At 37.3% G+C, this 16,620-nt stretch carries 16 protein-coding genes and 1 pseudogene; 8 read left to right on the forward strand and 9 right to left on the reverse strand.

Annotation, left to right across the window (positions count from 1 at the left end; genetic code table 11):
* The first annotated feature begins 397 nt into the window (after positions 1–397).
* The gene (locus RG963_RS08895; RefSeq protein WP_396654708.1) at positions 398–715 is read left to right on the forward strand and encodes a DUF167 domain-containing protein; all 318 of its coding nucleotides are present in this window, start codon (positions 398–400) and stop codon (positions 713–715) included.
* 118 nt (positions 716–833) lie between these two features.
* Positions 834–1,265 carry a toprim domain-containing protein gene (locus tag RG963_RS08900; RefSeq protein ID WP_310575912.1) on the forward strand — a complete coding sequence of 144 codons (432 nt, stop codon included), beginning with the start codon at positions 834–836 and terminating at the stop codon, positions 1,263–1,265.
* A gap of 200 nt (positions 1,266–1,465) precedes the next feature.
* Here the strand turns inward: RG963_RS08900 and RG963_RS08905 are convergent, their stop codons facing one another.
* Positions 1,466–1,882 carry a DUF356 domain-containing protein gene (locus tag RG963_RS08905; RefSeq protein WP_310575913.1) on the reverse strand — a complete coding sequence of 139 codons (417 nt, stop codon included), beginning with the start codon at positions 1,880–1,882 and terminating at the stop codon, positions 1,466–1,468.
* A 2,351-nt stretch (positions 1,883–4,233) separates the two neighbouring features.
* Here RG963_RS08905 and RG963_RS08910 point away from each other — a divergent pair.
* From RG963_RS08910 to RG963_RS08920, 3 genes and pseudogenes are all read left to right on the forward strand, one after another.
* Entirely contained in the window at positions 4,234–5,223 is a 990-nt protein-coding gene (locus tag RG963_RS08910) for an ATP-binding cassette domain-containing protein (protein ID WP_310575914.1), read from the forward strand.
* On the forward strand, positions 5,220–6,053 hold the full coding sequence (locus RG963_RS08915; RefSeq protein ID WP_310575915.1) for an ABC transporter permease: 834 nt from the start codon (positions 5,220–5,222) through the stop codon (positions 6,051–6,053). The genes RG963_RS08910 and RG963_RS08915 overlap by 4 nt, the downstream gene beginning before the upstream one ends.
* A 98-nt stretch (positions 6,054–6,151) precedes the next feature.
* Positions 6,152–6,473: pseudogene (locus tag RG963_RS08920) on the forward strand (IS66 family transposase zinc-finger binding domain-containing protein); the annotation flags it as partial.
* Between the two features lie 62 nt (positions 6,474–6,535).
* Here RG963_RS08920 and RG963_RS08925 read toward each other — a convergent pair.
* The 6 genes from RG963_RS08925 to RG963_RS08950 form a co-directional block, all read right to left on the reverse strand.
* On the reverse strand, positions 6,536–6,730 hold the full coding sequence (locus RG963_RS08925) for a hypothetical protein (protein WP_310575916.1): 195 nt from the start codon (positions 6,728–6,730) through the stop codon (positions 6,536–6,538).
* A 239-nt stretch (positions 6,731–6,969) separates the two neighbouring features.
* A complete protein-coding gene (locus RG963_RS08930) occupies positions 6,970–7,119 on the reverse strand; it encodes a hypothetical protein (protein ID WP_310575917.1) in 150 nt (49 codons plus the stop codon).
* Between the two features lie 78 nt (positions 7,120–7,197).
* Entirely contained in the window at positions 7,198–7,332 is a 135-nt protein-coding gene (locus tag RG963_RS08935) for a hypothetical protein (RefSeq protein WP_310575918.1), read from the reverse strand.
* A 96-nt stretch (positions 7,333–7,428) separates the two neighbouring features.
* Entirely contained in the window at positions 7,429–7,860 is a 432-nt protein-coding gene (locus RG963_RS08940; RefSeq protein ID WP_310575919.1) for a DUF1269 domain-containing protein, read from the reverse strand.
* 33 nt (positions 7,861–7,893) lie between these two features.
* Entirely contained in the window at positions 7,894–8,016 is a 123-nt protein-coding gene (locus tag RG963_RS08945; protein WP_310575920.1) for a hypothetical protein, read from the reverse strand.
* 386 nt (positions 8,017–8,402) lie between these two features.
* The gene (locus RG963_RS08950) at positions 8,403–8,576 is read right to left on the reverse strand and encodes a hypothetical protein (RefSeq protein ID WP_310575921.1); all 174 of its coding nucleotides are present in this window, start codon (positions 8,574–8,576) and stop codon (positions 8,403–8,405) included.
* A 1,997-nt stretch (positions 8,577–10,573) separates the two neighbouring features.
* On the opposite strand from RG963_RS08950, the gene RG963_RS08955 reads away from it, so the two are divergent.
* Positions 10,574–10,810 carry a hypothetical protein gene (locus tag RG963_RS08955; RefSeq protein WP_310575922.1) on the forward strand — a complete coding sequence of 79 codons (237 nt, stop codon included), beginning with the start codon at positions 10,574–10,576 and terminating at the stop codon, positions 10,808–10,810.
* 954 nt (positions 10,811–11,764) lie between these two features.
* On the opposite strand, the gene RG963_RS08960 is transcribed toward RG963_RS08955, so the two are convergent.
* A complete protein-coding gene (locus RG963_RS08960; RefSeq protein WP_310575923.1) occupies positions 11,765–12,541 on the reverse strand; it encodes a hypothetical protein in 777 nt (258 codons plus the stop codon).
* 123 nt (positions 12,542–12,664) lie between these two features.
* Positions 12,665–13,048: a hypothetical protein gene (locus tag RG963_RS08965; protein ID WP_310575924.1), complete on the reverse strand. Its 384-nt coding sequence runs from the start codon at positions 13,046–13,048 to the stop codon at positions 12,665–12,667.
* Between the two features lie 867 nt (positions 13,049–13,915).
* On the opposite strand from RG963_RS08965, the gene RG963_RS08970 reads away from it, so the two are divergent.
* Both RG963_RS08970 and proB read left to right on the forward strand, forming a co-directional pair.
* A complete protein-coding gene (locus RG963_RS08970; protein ID WP_310575925.1) occupies positions 13,916–15,259 on the forward strand; it encodes a glutamate-5-semialdehyde dehydrogenase in 1,344 nt (447 codons plus the stop codon).
* Positions 15,260–15,398: 139 nt separating this feature from the next.
* Positions 15,399–16,556: a glutamate 5-kinase gene (gene proB / locus RG963_RS08975; protein ID WP_310575926.1), complete on the forward strand. Its 1,158-nt coding sequence runs from the start codon at positions 15,399–15,401 to the stop codon at positions 16,554–16,556.
* Positions 16,557–16,620: the final 64 nt, after the last annotated feature.

A 16,620-nucleotide genomic window follows, 5' to 3' on the forward strand; every position in this document is an offset into this window, starting at 1 on the left:
AGTATTGAATCCATCATTTACCATTATTTTTATATATTGGTAATGATATATGTCGTTCCGTCGCATTGTATAGGTCCTTGCACGAGATAATGGGAAACCCTGACTGTGAGTGTACAGACAACCCCAATGCGGTACATCAATAGTGTGACATTGCCCGGCACGAGGGTAACTGAAAGTGACTGCGGAAAACCAGAGGATGAGCTTTCGGAGTTAGTGCGTCCGGGCTACAGCACTATTCTCTCCTGTTTTCAAAAACTTTCATACGAGTTGCCTGGCCAATAGATACATAAATTCTTTTTGATGTCTGATTAACTTCTCACTATTTTCTGATTATTTCTTTGTTCTAACGGGTTAATTCGTTATTGATTTATAGAATACCTCCAAAAAGATAATACATATGTCATTCGAAGAGGCAATTAAAGACCTGGGCTCCGCTATTATTGTTGATATCGAGGTCACGCCCGGTTCCAGGTCAGTTTCAGTTCCGAGCGGTTATAATGAATGGCGTAAGAGAATTGAAGTAAAGCTGACCAGAAATGCCCAGAAGGGTAAGGCAAATGAACAATTAGTAGAATGCCTTGCCGAACTCTTCGGAATCAGCAGTTCGAACATTTTAATAAGCAGCGGAGCAACAAGCAGTAAGAAGTCTCTACTGATAAAAGGAATTTCTTACAAGCAGGCAGTTTCTATTTTTAGAGCACACTTAATGAAATAAATCCCGGATTTTAAGAAAGGACAGAGTTTTAAGAGTAGTTTTCCGGCTCTTAAGAAGTAAAACTAAGGTTTCGTTACAGTTTCTTAAAATTATAATTAGAAATAGGTTGCAGAACAACGTGGTCAATCTTGATGTTTACAGAAAAAGGCTTGAAAGAATTGAAGAGCTGCTCTCCGAGCTTTCAGAGTATTCCGGAAGGGGAGCAATTATTATTGTGGAAGGAAAAAGAGATATTCTCTCACTTAAAAGGCTTGGGATCGAAGGCAATTTTGAACTTGCAACCAGGCACTCTCTTTTTAATTTCTCGGAGAGAATTGCCGGACTTGGCAGCGAAGTAGTTATATTAACAGATTGGGACAGGCGGGGAGACCTGCTGGCTGTAAAGCTTTCAGAATATTTCGAAAACTTTGGTCTGAAACCCGAGCTTCAGATTCGGAATAAATTGAGGCTTATGTCTCAAAAAGAGATTAAAGACGTGGAAAGCCTGTATACTTACGTCTCCAGGCTGAAATTGAAGACTGGTTCCTGCTTTGAGCAGGACCTTCCGTAAAGGTAAGGTTCGAAAGCTCATCTCCAGAGACTTAATTTAAATATAAAATGAAAAACTTTATAAAAGACACAGAAGAAAGCGCATAAATAAGTCAACTGTTTGTAATCAACTGTTTGTAAATAAGTTAACCGTTTGAGTTAACTGCTGTTTTCATTAATACAAAAAAGAAAAAGTTAGTGTTAATATTTAGCGGATTAATTTTATTCTTTGTGCATGGGATTGGAAGATTCCCCTTTCTCCTGAATTATTTCCATACTTTGTGGGCCCTTTTGGTGATTGAATGTCCGGTCGAATTCTGGATATTTTGGAAACTTACCAGCCAGTTCTTCAAACATTTTGTGTCTTGGACTTATAATAATTATATGAGCAGGAGGATGAATTTTCTTCAGCCTGCTAATTGCCGCCCCTGCGTGATTATTCAATTCAACTAATGCCGCAGAGTTACATTTTGACTTGAGGGATACGCCCATTACACTAACAAGAAGCTCATCAGCATAGTTTGGTTCTATGCACTTTGGAGTTGCTGAAAATTGAATATGTCCGTATCGTTCCAGATCATGTAATGCTATTTTTACTTTATCCGAGTCGTCTGCCCGGACTAATGCGAATGATTTCATTTTTTACACACCACCAATATACTGAAGTTATCCCCATTTCGATATGGATTTACCCCTATAATAATCTTTGTGTATAAGAGATGCTGAACGACCTGGACTTTCAGGACATAAATGGCATCTTAACCGCTTTTACGGTGTTGCAGATAGTCTGAACTCTGGGTCGTAAAATCTTATTTATCTTTACTCTTATGCAAAAGGTCTTCAAAAATTATAGGAGTGCCTTGCAATTTCTTTTTTCAGATGTAGTATGCGCTTCCAGGTAATGGAGTAGCGTATTCTATAGTTATATTCATCGTATATATATTCGTTTTGAAATAATATCTTATTTTTTTATGAACACTTTTTTGATCTTTCCTTTTTACCCTCTGTTTTGTCTAATTTTTAACCGAATTATATTCCCTTTAATAATATTAACTGAAGAAGCTATTTAGTTATATTGTATTATTAATAGGGGCATCCTCTAACTGCTGTCTATTTCTCATCCTTGCGGTTATAATTCACTGGATAATTCCGGCAATATATGCGCTTATTTACCAATTTGTCTCGATTAGATACGGTCCATGTCTAAATTTAACATTAATTACTTAAAATATGGGCTTAAAAAACTTTAAAATTTCACAATTATTTTTTTATATATATGTCTGAATATGAGTTAAGGCAATCTGCTTATATATGTCCTTTCTAGCCAACGCTTCTAATAATCAAAGATCAGGAGATAAGCAGGGACATTAAATGAGCATGAAAATCACGTAGTTTAATACTTTATACAGAAAACTTATACAGAACTAACAAAAAGGAATTTATGGAGTTCAAATAGATTTTTCAGAATCACCTGAATTCCACGTGCCCTAAAAGACATAATAATGTTAGCTTTGAGAATACTTAAGGCTTACTTGATCCGCCTCCTCGGTAATACACAGTAAGATAATGGCTATAAGAAAATTTGGAATAGGAACGCTATTTTAGTAATACTGCTGTTAAGCATGATATTTTTGCCAGCTATGAATGCAACTGATATCAACTTAGTTGTTAAATAAAATAATTCAAGTGACATCTACTGTGCAGAAAAATATATCATCTCTAACCTTTATTCGAATCAAAGTTCTTCAGAAAATTTAACAAAAGCTGAAGGGATTAGAGATAAAATTAAAGCGGAATGAATAGGAAATCAGACTCGATAAATAAATCTGCAAATAAGCTGTTACAACAGGATCAAATGTTGAATCGAAGCCTGAGTATACGTGAAGTTCAGACGCTTTTGGGAAAGGAAACACAAAAACTTCTGGCTTTGAAATAGCTTCTAATATTACCTATATGCTTGGTGCATTCTTTTGTAAGAAAGATAAAAAAGATGAACTATTGCAGATGGTGTGGGAAATCATTATCAAATCTAACCACCCAAACTTTTTGCCAGATTTGAAGGCCACCTGTCCAGTCGTTGGTTTATTAATTGACCCTGCTACCTTTTTTCTATCTCTTTTCAAACCTTACATTCGAAAATTGAAGTCAATAGATAGGTGTTTTTCATATAGTAGAAGATAAGCACACGTCCGTAGCGGGCTTTAAAGAGGACAACAGAATTAAAATATATCAGGATCCCGACTGCTTCAATAAATTCCGTGGCTGGGGCCGTGGCCGCGACTGCTACTGGTAGGGACTGTGACTGCTACTGGTAATAATAACGGTCGAGTCTGAAAGAATTACTGACTATGAAAAGAAAAAGAATGATAGCCATTTTTCAAGGCATGAAGGAAAGATTCCTGAAAAACCGTCTTTTCTGGAACTTATGAATATTTATTCTTACTTTTTTAATACGTTTTAGGAAAATGTTAGCAAATTATCGCAGGTTCTAATGAGAATTTCTACATAAATAGAACTTGGACTTAGCACTTCGTTTATGAAGCTTAATATAGTTTTTACATTTTATATTTATACTCTACAAAAATTTTTGTATAATTCATTGGATCCTGAAAGTGTTAAAGCTCATGTGGATTATTTAAGTCATTTTTTATACGGTTAACTTTTTAAAACGCCTAAATGTCAGTAAATATCAGTAGATCCCTTTATATTTCATTTATTTGCACGTCTGCAGCACAATTAAAAACATTAATTGACTATTAAAAATGTCTGACACGAAAACGAATAGCTTTTCAGAAGTTAGTTTAGAAACTTTATTTCCTATTTGTATAAACCATCCGAGGCACAACTACTTCTATATAACTATCAAGATATTTATTCAAACTTAATAGTTGCAATAAATTACTTATTAAATCCACACTCACTCAAGATTGGGGGTCTAATATGAGTGATAAAGTGAGCCGATATGATAGAGGAAAGGGGTTGATTTACGAATGACCGGAAACGTCATAGAAGTAAATAATCTTGAGTATGCATATGGATCTGTAAAAGCTGTTGACGATATCAGTTTTACTGTAAAACAAGGGGAGATTTTTTCCTTTCTTGGCCCAAATGGGGCGGGCAAGAGTACCGTGATTAATATTCTCACGACACTCCGAAAAATCCAGAAAGGCGAAGCCAGAGTTAACGGGTATGATGTCGCCAAGGAATCAAAATCCGTAAGAAGATCAATAGGTATCGTTTTTCAGATGCTTTGCCTTGATCATGAAATGACCGTATCTGAGAACCTTGAATATCATGGCAAAATCTATTCGATGCCTAAAAAAGAAAGAAAAGAACGTATCGAAGAACTCTTAAAATTGACCGAGCTGGAAGGCAAGAGGGATACCCTGGGAAAAGAACTGAGCGGTGGCATGAAAAGAAGGCTTGAGCTTGCCAGAGGATTAATGACAAAACCTGCAGTCCTCTTCCTTGATGAGCCAACTGTAGGTTTTGATATCCAGACGAGAATGAGAATGTGGGAATATCTTAGAGAAATTAAAAGAGAAGGCACTACCATATTCCTGACAACACACTATATGGAAGAAGCAGATCAGTTGAGCGACAGAATAAGCATAATCGACCATGGGAAAATAATCGTAACCGGAAATGCGGAGGAATTAAAGAATAAACTTGGTAAAGATCTTATTTACCTGGAAACCAGTAACAATAAGATTGCTGCAGAGATTTTAAGGTCACTCAACTCTGTAAAAACCGTAACAGAAGATACAAAGTCCCTGAGAGTCATGATAGGGGAAAATGTTACGCATGTACTCCCTCAAATTATGGAGAAAATACGGGAGGAAGGGATAGATATCACAACTGTAAATATTAAAAAGCCTTCTATGGATGATGTTTTTGTTCATTACACAGGACATGGGTTAAGGGAAGGAGATACAAAGGAGAAATATGAAGAAATGGAAACGGAGGGTGTTTCTGAATGAGCTTTGAATTTCGTGCCATATACTGGAGAGAGATGCTTAAATTTTTCAGATTCAAATCAGTACTCTTCAGTTCACTGATTCAGCCTGTAATGTGGCTGGCGTTCTTTGGGCTTGCGATGTCACATAGCTTTGACCAACTGACTTCACTTATTCCAGATATACCCGGTGTTCCTAAAGTAGATTACCTTTCCTACATGGGTGCAGGAATAATTGCAATGGATGTGCTGTTCAGCAGCCTATTTGGGGGAACTACCCTCATGTTTGACAAAAAATTCAGCCTTTTGAGGGAAACTCTCGCAAGTCCTGTTCCAAGATCTCATATAATTTTCGGTATCGGACTTTCCGGTGTGACTAAAGCTTTTATTCAAACATTCATAATAATAGGATTCGGCAAACTTATAGGAATGGACTTCTTTAAGGGATACACCCTTACTGAAACTTTTATCGCATTTTCAGGCATAATGTTACTGGTGGCAATTTTTTCTTTAGGCTTCCTTTTCCTGTCAGGTTCTATTGCAATCACCATTGAAAATCCGGAAGGAATGCAGTCCATTCTTACTCTGCTTAGCATGCCTCTTTTCTTTGTAAGTAACGCCCTTTATCCTATTGATGCCTTTCCTGCTGTCCTCAAGTTTCTCTCGATGTTTAACCCGCTCACCCTTCTGGCAGATGGGATCCGCTATTTTGCTTTAGGGTCTAATTTCTCTGTGATGGGAAACCACTATATTTATACCACAGCCGATATCAGCGTATCTTTCCTGGGCCTCATTTTCTTTGCCCTTGCAATGCTATCTGCTGCTATGTGGAGGTTTAATAAGGTGAATATATAAGTTAATCTGTAACTACTCAGGTAACATTTGAAATACTACAATTTTTCCTCTTCTCGAGGAAAAATTGCATATAAATTGAATCTTATTTTGATCTTTAAAATCAAAACAGCAGAAACAGCAGTAAACCTCCTTCTACTGATTTTTTACTGAAAGAAAAACCCAATCCAAAGAGTCGCCGTAAAAAGAGTGGCAAAAATCTGGGGGTCAAGACGGTCATCCCGGATCTATTCTCGACAGAGTTAATGATCCTGATTAGGTATAGATCATTCTTTGAACTGCTGTAAAGAATGTGGACATAATCTTGAGCATACCGAAATCAAATCTTATGAGAGAAGACAGATTTTTGACATTCCTCCTGTAAGTCTTATTGTTACAGAGCATAGAAATCAGATTAAGACCGGTCCTCACTGCGGGGTCCTTTTTGCCTAGCGAATGTTTTCTCCAGATACGCTTCCCAATCGTCATCGAACTTTCCTTTATAGTTATCTACCCATTCTTTTGGAACATGATGGAGAGCATGCATGGCTCCTGCATAAGTACATGAAAAAAGGCTTGTTGGGTGTGACCTGCTTGGCGTCAGCGACTAACTGGATAGCTCTGTCCGTCAGATCCTCATTCAGGGTGTAGCCTCCTTCGGGATTTTTGGGAAGATTTGCAAAGTAATCATAGTAAACCAATTAAGGTAATGTAAGCTTTGCCTCTCAAAAAGCCGTAGAAGCGCTCAAAACCCCTTCTCAAAGGTCATCGACCATAAGTAACCATGCTGCAGAAGTGTCTCTGACAAAAAAAGCCATTCTCAAAAGATATATTGCCGTTATAGCCTGGATAGCCAGTTGAGCCCTTGGTAATGCAGACTATATTGTTCAAATGATGGTTTCGGCCAGTAATCATGCATGAACGGATAGGGAATCAAAGCTCAGTCATATGCATATAGTATATCAAGGCCTCCCGCAACCAGGCCATTCAGGTTGGGTGTTTGGATAGGGCTACCATAGCACCCAAATTGTCCAAAGCCTGTATCATCAAGTATAGGACTTACGCGGTTGAACTCAGAAAGCAATAGCATTAAACCCTTAACTGTATAAAACACTAAACCAGTCACAACGTCGAATATTCTTGGTTTTGTGCTTCAAGTGCGTAAGTCCTAAAGTATAATGAACAGAACGTTGGAAGCATTCTCTTTGGCGCCCTGGGTTCCGGTAAGGCTGGTTCTGACCGGTCTGCAGCGTCCTATCACACCTGGGAAAGTAGTGCCTTGTTTCTGTTCTTTCGATGGCATATATGTCTCTCCAATCGCTGGCTATACTTTTGAAGAGCTCTGGAGACAAAGGCAAATTGGAAAAGAAACTGCGCTCCTGCCAGCCGTTTGTTTTATTTAAAATTCGCAATTTCCTTGCCTGATTATCGATTCCGAAAAACTAATGTGGGTTCCAGAGAGGTAACTCTCTGGTGGAACCTGATTAATCGACTGAGTTTGTTCTTCTGCAAAGGCTGTACGCAGCTTATTTTCTTCTTCCTTGGATAGATTGGAAGCAATGAGTTCAAACTTGAACTGTTTCATGGCTTCGAAGACCTTATCCTTCACTGCATCAGTGGTCAGCAAAAAGAGGGCTGACGTACCTTCAGTTACTTTGCTGCGGACAGACTTGATAAAATCATCATTAATTCCTACATCAGCCATTGAACCGGTCAGGGACCCCATTGCGGCCCCAACGACCAGATCAAATATAGGAACAAAGAAGATGATGCCAAATAGCATGCCCCAAAAAGCGCCACTCATTGCACCTGCACCTGCTAAATTGTGCAATTGCTTTGTTTTTGGCTTCTTTTCTCCTTCAGGCTAGGTAACTACGGCTGCATCATGCAGGTTAATCAGGTTTTTCTTGCTTAAATCCTCAATAACGTCAGGTGCATTTTCTGCATCTAAAGCGTTTTCAAACTTCAGAACTGTTAAAGTTGCCATTACTCAAACTCCTTTTCTGCTTTCAAATTTATTTCTTGGTTTATCGTGCAAGACCGCCGATCAAGACGAAACTTTATTGTAACTTCCGTTTTGTAATTTTCAACTGGAAAATTTTTGACTACAATCTATCAAAAATCCAGAAAAAACATAAAGAGCCTCAATCTTAAATTATATATTAAAAAACTATATTAATAAAATAGGACTTACGCAGTTGAACAGAAAAACAGCAACACTAAATACTTAACTGTCTAAATCCTACTAATTCCGGTGATGCTGCTCGTACTTGATTTGGTACTTCAAGTGCGTAAGTCCTATAAAATATATTCTTTAACTAAATATAATTAAGAATCCAAGAAAATCAAAAGCTGAAAACGACTTTTAGGAGATCAATTTCCTGATTTTACGGTTAAATTGTAGCCGACGGAGCAACCGCAGTCCTCATGGATATAGGCATTGTGCCTGAAGTCATCTGCACCTACCTTGACGGTAGTTCCGAAGCTGACATTGAAAACGAAATTCTCGCCTGTTAAAAGGGCTAAATAGTCCTGATCCCTGTCCACGGAGACAATATTGATAAGCTCGAAAAATATGCGTCCTGTTTTAAACTCTTTATTGCAACTACTCAGGCAAGACCTTTTGATAAGGTGTACAATTTCGGTGGATTCAGCGGTGGAGACAGATACTTTTTTTATCCAGGGAATTTGGAGCTAAATTAATTAAGCTAGAAGGTTTTGATTTTGAAGATAACGATGTAAACTCGACCAAGAAAAATAAATTAAAATGGGCAAAGAAATTGATAGGGATTGCAGATTTTTAAAATTCAAACAATCCAATTAAAGATCTTATATACATAACTAATTGACAAGTTATTCTATTTTAATTTACTATCCGGATCTAAAAACTTTTCCTGTTGAATAGTCGCCCTTTATATGGATATTTTACTCAGAACGGAAAAGACTGAAGTGAAGAAGTTTAAAAATAAAAAGAGTTACGCAACTTTTTCAACTAAATGCGCATCTTTTAAGGTTTTAAATCGTATTTAAGCAGGAAATATAGCTTATAACTATTATTGAGAGTATATTTTTTGGTTAAATATTGAATTACAGATTTTTATTCCTGATTTATTGAGAGCTTTAATAGAATTAGGAATTGTAGAATAAATGTAAAAGTAAGCTTGTTTTATTGACAGAGGGTTTACTCAGTTTTTCAAAGTCTATTAATATTAAGAAACAGTTATTCTATATCTTTTATATAATTCTAAATTATATTATAATCATGCTTTCATGGCAGAAGTGTTCCTCTTCAGATGGAAATAAGTAATTCGAATAATTTCTAAAAAAATTGCCATGAGAGTATGATTGGGGGTGGATGAAGAAATTTGATTAGAGTCGCAATTCTCCATAGTATAACACTAGGGTATGCAATTCTCTAATCTTTGAAAGTCCACCTTCTACAACACTCAAAAAATCTAAAATAACATCGCAAAATTCTGGAGGTAAATATAATGTGGTGGAATAACTGTGGCTGGGGCGGCTGTGGTGGCTGGGGCCGCTGGGGCCGCTGGGGTCGTTGCGGCGGCTGGAACGATTGGTGCTAAGAGTAATCGCTAAGCCAATCGCTGAACCCAAGAATACGGAGTATGAATGAAATAACATAATAGCCATCAATTCAAAACCAGGAAGACAATTTCGGATTAATTGTCTCGTCTTGAATTGATGGCTATATACTTTATTACCTGGGAATTAGCAACTGCAAGCCTCATGTGTTTGAAGGCGAACGGTTTCTATTCAGTATAATTTGGATGCACTGAATTGACGAATTCTCAAATTTATTTATAGGTAAAATCGAAAATTCGCCTCTCATAATTAGCCATTTATAAAAATAGGAGTTACTTTTAAAGGAACAACTAACTTTGAAAAAGAATAAATATGAATAATTAACTTTTAAACAAAGTAACTAAAGCGTCGAAGTTTAAAAACAAAATGAGTAGTACTATTTTTTTCGGCTAAATACACCTTTTTTGAGCCTTCAAATCGATTATAATTGGAAAATATAGTATATTTATATCATAAGGGTTTTATTTTTGCCTAAATATCAAATTGCAGTTTAGAACTCCTTATTTTATTGGGATATTAACAAATAAAATTTGTAAATTAAATATAAATTAAATGTAATTTGTTAGTGTATAGTTTACCTGATTTTTCAATGACTATTTAATGTTAAGAATTTATTATTCTATTGTATTTATATAATTTATTATTATAATAATTATCTGTACTTCTGGCAATTTAAGTCAGATCCGTTTCTCTATATATTGAAGTAGATAAGCGTAATTGTCAGGAGTAATAATGGACTTCGGAGTTGATAACAAATTTAATTAGAGAATCGTATGCATTCGTGTATACGTTGGTAATTGCGCATTCTTAATCCTACACTCTGGTAAATTGCGCACTCTAATTTTATCTTCTCCTATATGCAAAAAGAGTAGAAAAGACGTACGAAATGAATAATTTAAAAAAACAATAGTAAGTATACAACAAACGTGGAGGTAAATACTATGGGAGGATTTGGAGGATTTCCATTCTTAAGAGGAAGAGACGGATTTGATGGCGGCTGTGGCGGAGGCTGTGGCGGAGGCTGTGGCGGAGGCTTCGGAGGCTGTGGCGGATTTGATGGCGGCTGGGGAGGAGGCTGTGGAGGCGGCTTCCGCGACAGGGTCAAGACCAAGTTCTTTAACATCCGCGGCTGTGTATCAGAACGCTGTGGTGGCGGTAGGGGCGGCTGGTGGGACTAAGCGAGTTTAGGCAGTGATTCCAATCGCTGCTGCTGACTATCCACCACAAACTAAGCTGTTTAGATAGAAATCGTCTGTCTAAATAGTGGAGAATAAAAAATAAACTACACATTTAAAAACAGTCTATAAAATGTAGAACCGATGACGACTCATTCGCACAGTCCTTCGCCGGACTACAGAAGCAGGACTAAAATTGACCGGCATCCATTTAAAAAGGCCAGCGAATGAGCCTCATCTCATTTTATTATTATCTAGGACTAAAGTAGTTTTACTGAAAAACAGTACAATAGAAATTCAAACTATTTAAATCAGAATATTTATATCACATCCAAAACGGAAGGGCACGGGAAAACTCGTTCCACGCTTTATAACCACTGAAAACACCGAAAGCACAGAATAATTGTGCCTTTGCTTCCTTAATTCCATGTTTTTCTTGCTTTTTTCATGTTGATTTGGTTAAGGTGCAAAACGCCAAAAAGTGTTATTTTTTATGCTATTTTCTTTAAGAATTGTGTTGGAAAATCGCTATACCTGGTATTCGAAGTTGTGCATAAAATTCGTTAAACGATGACCAATAGTGCTTTTTTTGACAGCTATTGGCTAAAGAGGTATATTCTATAAATGATAATATTCATCAAGGAAGCCTATTACATATTGCTAATTTGAACAAACGTATTCTGGAATTGTTTTCATGTCTGATTAAAGAGTTAAGCTTATCAAAGGTTACTTTAGAGTCTTTTTAATTTTTTCTGGATCTTCTTCAATTTTGAAAAAATCAAGAAATTTCATTATAATTTGAGTAAACTAATCTACTCATTTTGAGAAAGTTTATTTATTGATGCAAGAACTTATATAATTTTTTTTGTTACATACCCTATTTTTATGTAGATTTTCATCAGCTACCGCTATAGGAATTCCATTTTAAATTGAAGAGTTATTTTTTTTCTTCTACCTTTATCCATATTGGAATCTTGCCCTCATTAAAGGTGAGAATCCTCTCCATTTTCCAGTACTGAAACACCTTTTGTTGAAATAAGTAAACAAATTGTAACAGAAATTAGTTAGCCCACTATCAGTTTTGAATGATCTTGCTTTGTCTACGATATCACTTATCAAGGAAAAGACTTGTTCCATTGTATTATCCGTTTCTGGTGTGAAACCTTTTTTCAAGAAGTTTACATTCTTCTTGAAAATCTCTTCTGCATAAGAAATCGCTTTTCGAGACGCTTCTGAAAGTTCCAGATTATAGTCCAATTCTCGTATCTTTTGAAAACATACAACAGCACTGACAACAGTATCCGAACGTATTAATTGACATATTTCATTGTACACAAGCTCATCATTTTCGGGAATATTTTTGGTAGATCTGAATTCTTCAATATATCTCTTGCTAACGTTTTTCAATTGATGGAACACGCAAAAGGAGTGAGCTACTTCAGGGAAGACACTTTTTACAGCTCCAATGATTGCTTTATCTTCATCAGAGACGATCCTTTGTATTTTACCTTCAGGAAATCGGTTTTTTATTCGTATGAAAAGAGGTATCAGAGCTTCAATTGTTGGTAATCTGTCAGTTATCTCAAAATCCAAAACGACCTTTTCTTTTGTGGCGATAACGTAAACAGATTTATATCGCATCTTTTTCCATTCTTTTTCTGAAATTTCTCTTCCCAACAGAGCTTCAAACTTTGTTTTCCACCCTTTCTTGATCCAATCTCCATCAACATACAATGTTCTGTCAAAAGCAATATTTTGATCTAAAAGTTCTTGCTTTGAAAGCTCTGCTTGTTGTTGCTCATATAACCATAGTGAAGTTGCACAAGGAGCTCTTCCACAGAAATCAGTAAATCCTTCTTATGTTTCTCCAATTTTTCGAGAATTGTTTAGACTGCATCGCCCATCGTATCTAACAGACATTTGTTTTTCATAGAACTCATAACTGTAATTTGCAGAACCAGGAACACCAATAATCTGATCATGGAAATGTTTCTTACAAGAAAAACAAGTCCAGTATGTAACATCGCGAGCTATAGTACCGTGACTTGATAAAATAAAACGAGTGTAGTGAGAGTTTACATGTAATTTACTTCCACAATCATCACAATGAGTAGGAGAATATACAAAGAACATAGGGTAGTATCGATTTTCAACCAAAACCTTTGGTAAAGGAATTATTATTTTTCCGTCAACAACCGTTTTTGCCATTGATTTGTCTATTGCGAGGTTCCCTTTTACCATTCACAACTATATTATATCAATATAATTAAAATTTTATTGTTTTGCATGATATGAGAGAAAGTCTGAAGACCAGAAAATAATAAAAAGTCTCGCTTATCAAAGGTTACTTTACGATCAATAACAATTTGTTCTTTCCCCACCATAAGAGAATCTAAGAATTAATATATGTAATACGTTGCGTCAGGAACTATAGTTTCTGGATACTCAATTACTGATTTTAATTAGATTAAAGACCATAACTCCGGTAAATTTAAAATGAGGAAATATTTAAACAAAATTTGTGCTGCAGGAATAGATCCGCCAGATAAAATTAGCTGAAGTTTACCTGTCAATTTATATTATTTAAGCTAAAAAATTATTCAATTAAATGGTATCTTTTATTTAGAACCTTGCTGTATCATATACCGAAACAGTGTACAAAAAAGATATTGCAGAACTGTCTGTACTCTTTTTTCGTCCATACCTGCTTTCTACATTTAGCGGGGAGACTTAACACCTCTTTCGAATTATGAATATACCTCTGAATATTTAATGAGAAATTTTAATGAGAAATTAATCTTTAGGAATGATTGATAAATAACTTCAATTTTTCACTTTGGTAATGGCCCATATAATTCCATTTCATAAATAACCATCAAATACAATACCGGTGCAAAATAATTGAAATTAAATTTTCGTCATTCCTTAGTTCTATTTCAATACCCAGTTTTATTTCAATACCATAATTCAATAATAAGGCTCATTATTTATGTCCCGGTACCGAATTAACACTGAGTCCCGTGTATTTTATTGGTACAATTAAATAAGTTTGGCTGTTCAGCTGCCGAATTGGGATATTTGGAAGTTATTACACAAGACGGTGATCATATGGCTGAAGATATCAGAACCAAAGTAATAAAGGCAAAAAAAGCCTCAATTGAGCTTTCTAGCGTGAGTACGGAAGTAAAAAACAGAGCACTTGAGGCTATGGCTAACGCTCTGGATAAAGAGAGGAAAGCGATTCTGGATGCAAATTCAAAGGATCTTGAATATGCAGTGGAACTGGAAAAAAAAGGGAAGCTTACTCAGGCTCTTGTAGACAGGCTTAAGGTAAGCGACTCGAAAGTCGATGGAATGATCGCAGGAATCAGAGATGTAATTAAGCTCAGGGACCCTGTAGGAGATACCCTCTCTACCCTTGAATTGGACAAAGACCTTATACTCTACCAGGTAAGCTGTCCAATCGGCCTTATAGGGGTTATCTTTGAATCCCGACCCGACGTAGTACCTCAGGTCATGTCCCTTTGCCTGAAGAGCGGAAATGCGACCATTTTCAAAGGCGGAAGCGAGGCCAGAGAGTCCAACCGCGCTATTTTCAATATTCTTGTAAAAGCCATTGAATCCACAAAGGGCATGCCCAGCGGTGCTTTCCAGCTCATGGAAACCAGGGAAGAGGTAATGGACCTTTTAAGCCTTGACGCCTATATCGACCTTCTTATTCCCAGGGGTTCTAATGAGTTTGTCAAATTTATCCAGGAAAATACGAAAATCCCGGTGCTCGGACACACTAGCGGGATCTGCCATATCTACGTGGACGAGTATGGATATCTCGATACAGCCTGGAAGGTCTGCTTCGATGCCAAAGTGCAGTATCCTGCCGTATGCAATGCCATCGAAACCCTCCTCGTGAACCGCAAGATTGCAGATGCTTTCCTGCCGAAGATGGCTGAAATGTACCTCGGAGCAGGGGTTGAACTTCGTTGCGATGAGGACAGCTACTCCCTGCTTGAAAAAAGAGGACTTTCTCCTCTCGCAAAGGCTACTGAAGAGGACTGGAGTCTTGAGTACAATGACCTCATCCTTTCGATAAAGCTCGTTGATAATATAAAGGAAGCCATTGACCACATCAACACTTTCGGTTCCCACCACACCGATGGGATAATAACTGAAAATGCCTCAAGGAGAAAAGAGTTCATAGGGCTTATTGACTCTTCAAGCGTTATGGTAAATGCTTCAACCCGTTTTGCGGACGGCTACCGTTATGGGAAAGGCGCTGAAGTCGGAATTAGCACGAATAAGATCCATTCACGCGGGCCTGTAGGAATGGAAGGTCTACTGATCTACAAATACATCCTGCTGGGAAAAGGGCAGGTCGTTGCAGATTATGCAGGAGATGATGCAAAGCCCTATACCCACAGAAAACTTGACCTTAAGTTTGAAGACGTGAATTAAAACATTGCTGACTATTCATGATATCTTTATATATTCGAATTGAAATACCACCGCAAATTGAGTGCAAATGATGGAAATCCGAATTGCGGCTACCGATCATTTTAGCCGCACTTCCAAAATACTCCCCGAGGCATTGTGATTGACAGATAGAAAACAATTTCTCAATGATATTAATAAAATTGTTATCAAAATCGGTACTTCCTCGATTACAAAACAGGGCTGTGACAGTACAAAGGAAAATTGCAGCATTGATCCGACCTTTATGGAAAGCATCGCTGCCCAGGTATCCGAGCTTCGAAGGCGTGGAAAAGAAGTAATTCTGGTAAGTTCGGGGGCAATAGGCGTAGGCCTCCACGAACTGGGCATTGCTCCCAAACCCCGTGAAATCCCCCTAAGGCAGGCAGCGGCAGCTGTCGGACAGAGCATCCTGATGCAGTACTGGAGCGAAGCTTTTTCAAAGTACGGAATGAAAGTTGCTCAGATTCTTCTTACCTATGAATTCTATTCGGACCGGGTATCCTACCTGAACCTCAGGAACAGCATCTCCACCCTTCTGGAATATGGAGTAGTTCCTATAATAAACGAAAACGACTGTACCTGTACAAATGAAATTGAAGCGATTTTCGGAGACAACGATAAGCTTTCTGCAATGGTTGCAAGCAAAATCGATGCCGATCTCCTGATTATTCTTTCGGATATCGACGGTCTTTTTGACAGGAACCCAAAGACACATAGTAATGCCAGGCTCCTATCTCTTGTGGAAAAAATCACACCTGAAATAGAAAGTTATGGTGGTGATCCTACAAGCTTCAAGGGTGTAGGGGGAATGAGAACTAAGATAAAAGCTGCAAAGATCTGCAGCATGGCAGGCTGCTATGTATTGATTGCAAACAGCGAAATTGAGGATGTGATCCTGAAGATCCTTTCCGGGGAAGAAATCGGAACCTTTTTCCTGGCTGAAAGGCATATCCAGAAGAATCGTGCCCGTTGGATAATTCTGGCAAGGGCATCAGGCACTGTCCATGTGGATGCAGGGGCAAAAGCTGCGGTTCTCGGGAAAAACAGCCTTCTTCCTGCAGGTATTGTAGAGGTTGAAGGAAGTTTTGACAGGGGGGACGTGGTTAGACTCGAGTGTGAAGGCAGGGTCTTTGCGAAAGGAATTACAGACTACACCTCTGAGGAACTTATTAAAATAAAAGGAGCCCATACAAACGAAATTGAGAGTATTTTGGGCTATAACAACTACGGTAATGTTATAAAAAAAGAAAATATCGGCATACTGGAAGAATTAAATTAAATATATATAATTAAATATCTCGGATTTCTGAAGGGTTCTAATTAACTTCTTCTGATCTGGAATA

Origin of the sequence: Methanosarcina baikalica (genome assembly GCF_031461075.1) — an archaeon.
In the GTDB taxonomy this organism is placed as follows: Archaea; Halobacteriota; Methanosarcinia; order Methanosarcinales; family Methanosarcinaceae; genus Methanosarcina; species Methanosarcina baikalica.

Bases quoted from the DNA above. Each gene is read 5' to 3' on its own strand.
- RG963_RS08895 (WP_396654708.1), top strand. From the start codon at position 398: ATGTCATTCGAAGAGGCAATTAAAGACCTGGGCTCCGCTATTATTGTT.
- RG963_RS08905 (WP_310575913.1), bottom strand. From the start codon at position 1,882: ATGAAATCATTCGCATTAGTCCGGGCAGACGACTCGGATAAAGTAAAA.
- RG963_RS08910 (WP_310575914.1), top strand. From the start codon at position 4,234: ATGACCGGAAACGTCATAGAAGTAAATAATCTTGAGTATGCATATGGA.
- RG963_RS08915 (WP_310575915.1), top strand. From the start codon at position 5,220: ATGAGCTTTGAATTTCGTGCCATATACTGGAGAGAGATGCTTAAATTT.
- RG963_RS08930 (WP_310575917.1), bottom strand. From the start codon at position 7,119: ATGCTATTGCTTTCTGAGTTCAACCGCGTAAGTCCTATACTTGATGAT.
- RG963_RS08935 (WP_310575918.1), bottom strand. From the start codon at position 7,332: ATGCCATCGAAAGAACAGAAACAAGGCACTACTTTCCCAGGTGTGATA.
- RG963_RS08945 (WP_310575920.1), bottom strand. From the start codon at position 8,016: ATGGCAACTTTAACAGTTCTGAAGTTTGAAAACGCTTTAGATGCAGAA.
- RG963_RS08955 (WP_310575922.1), top strand. From the start codon at position 10,574: ATGGGAGGATTTGGAGGATTTCCATTCTTAAGAGGAAGAGACGGATTT.
- RG963_RS08965 (WP_310575924.1), bottom strand. From the start codon at position 13,048: ATGGTAAAAGGGAACCTCGCAATAGACAAATCAATGGCAAAAACGGTT.
- RG963_RS08970 (WP_310575925.1), top strand. From the start codon at position 13,916: ATGGCTGAAGATATCAGAACCAAAGTAATAAAGGCAAAAAAAGCCTCA.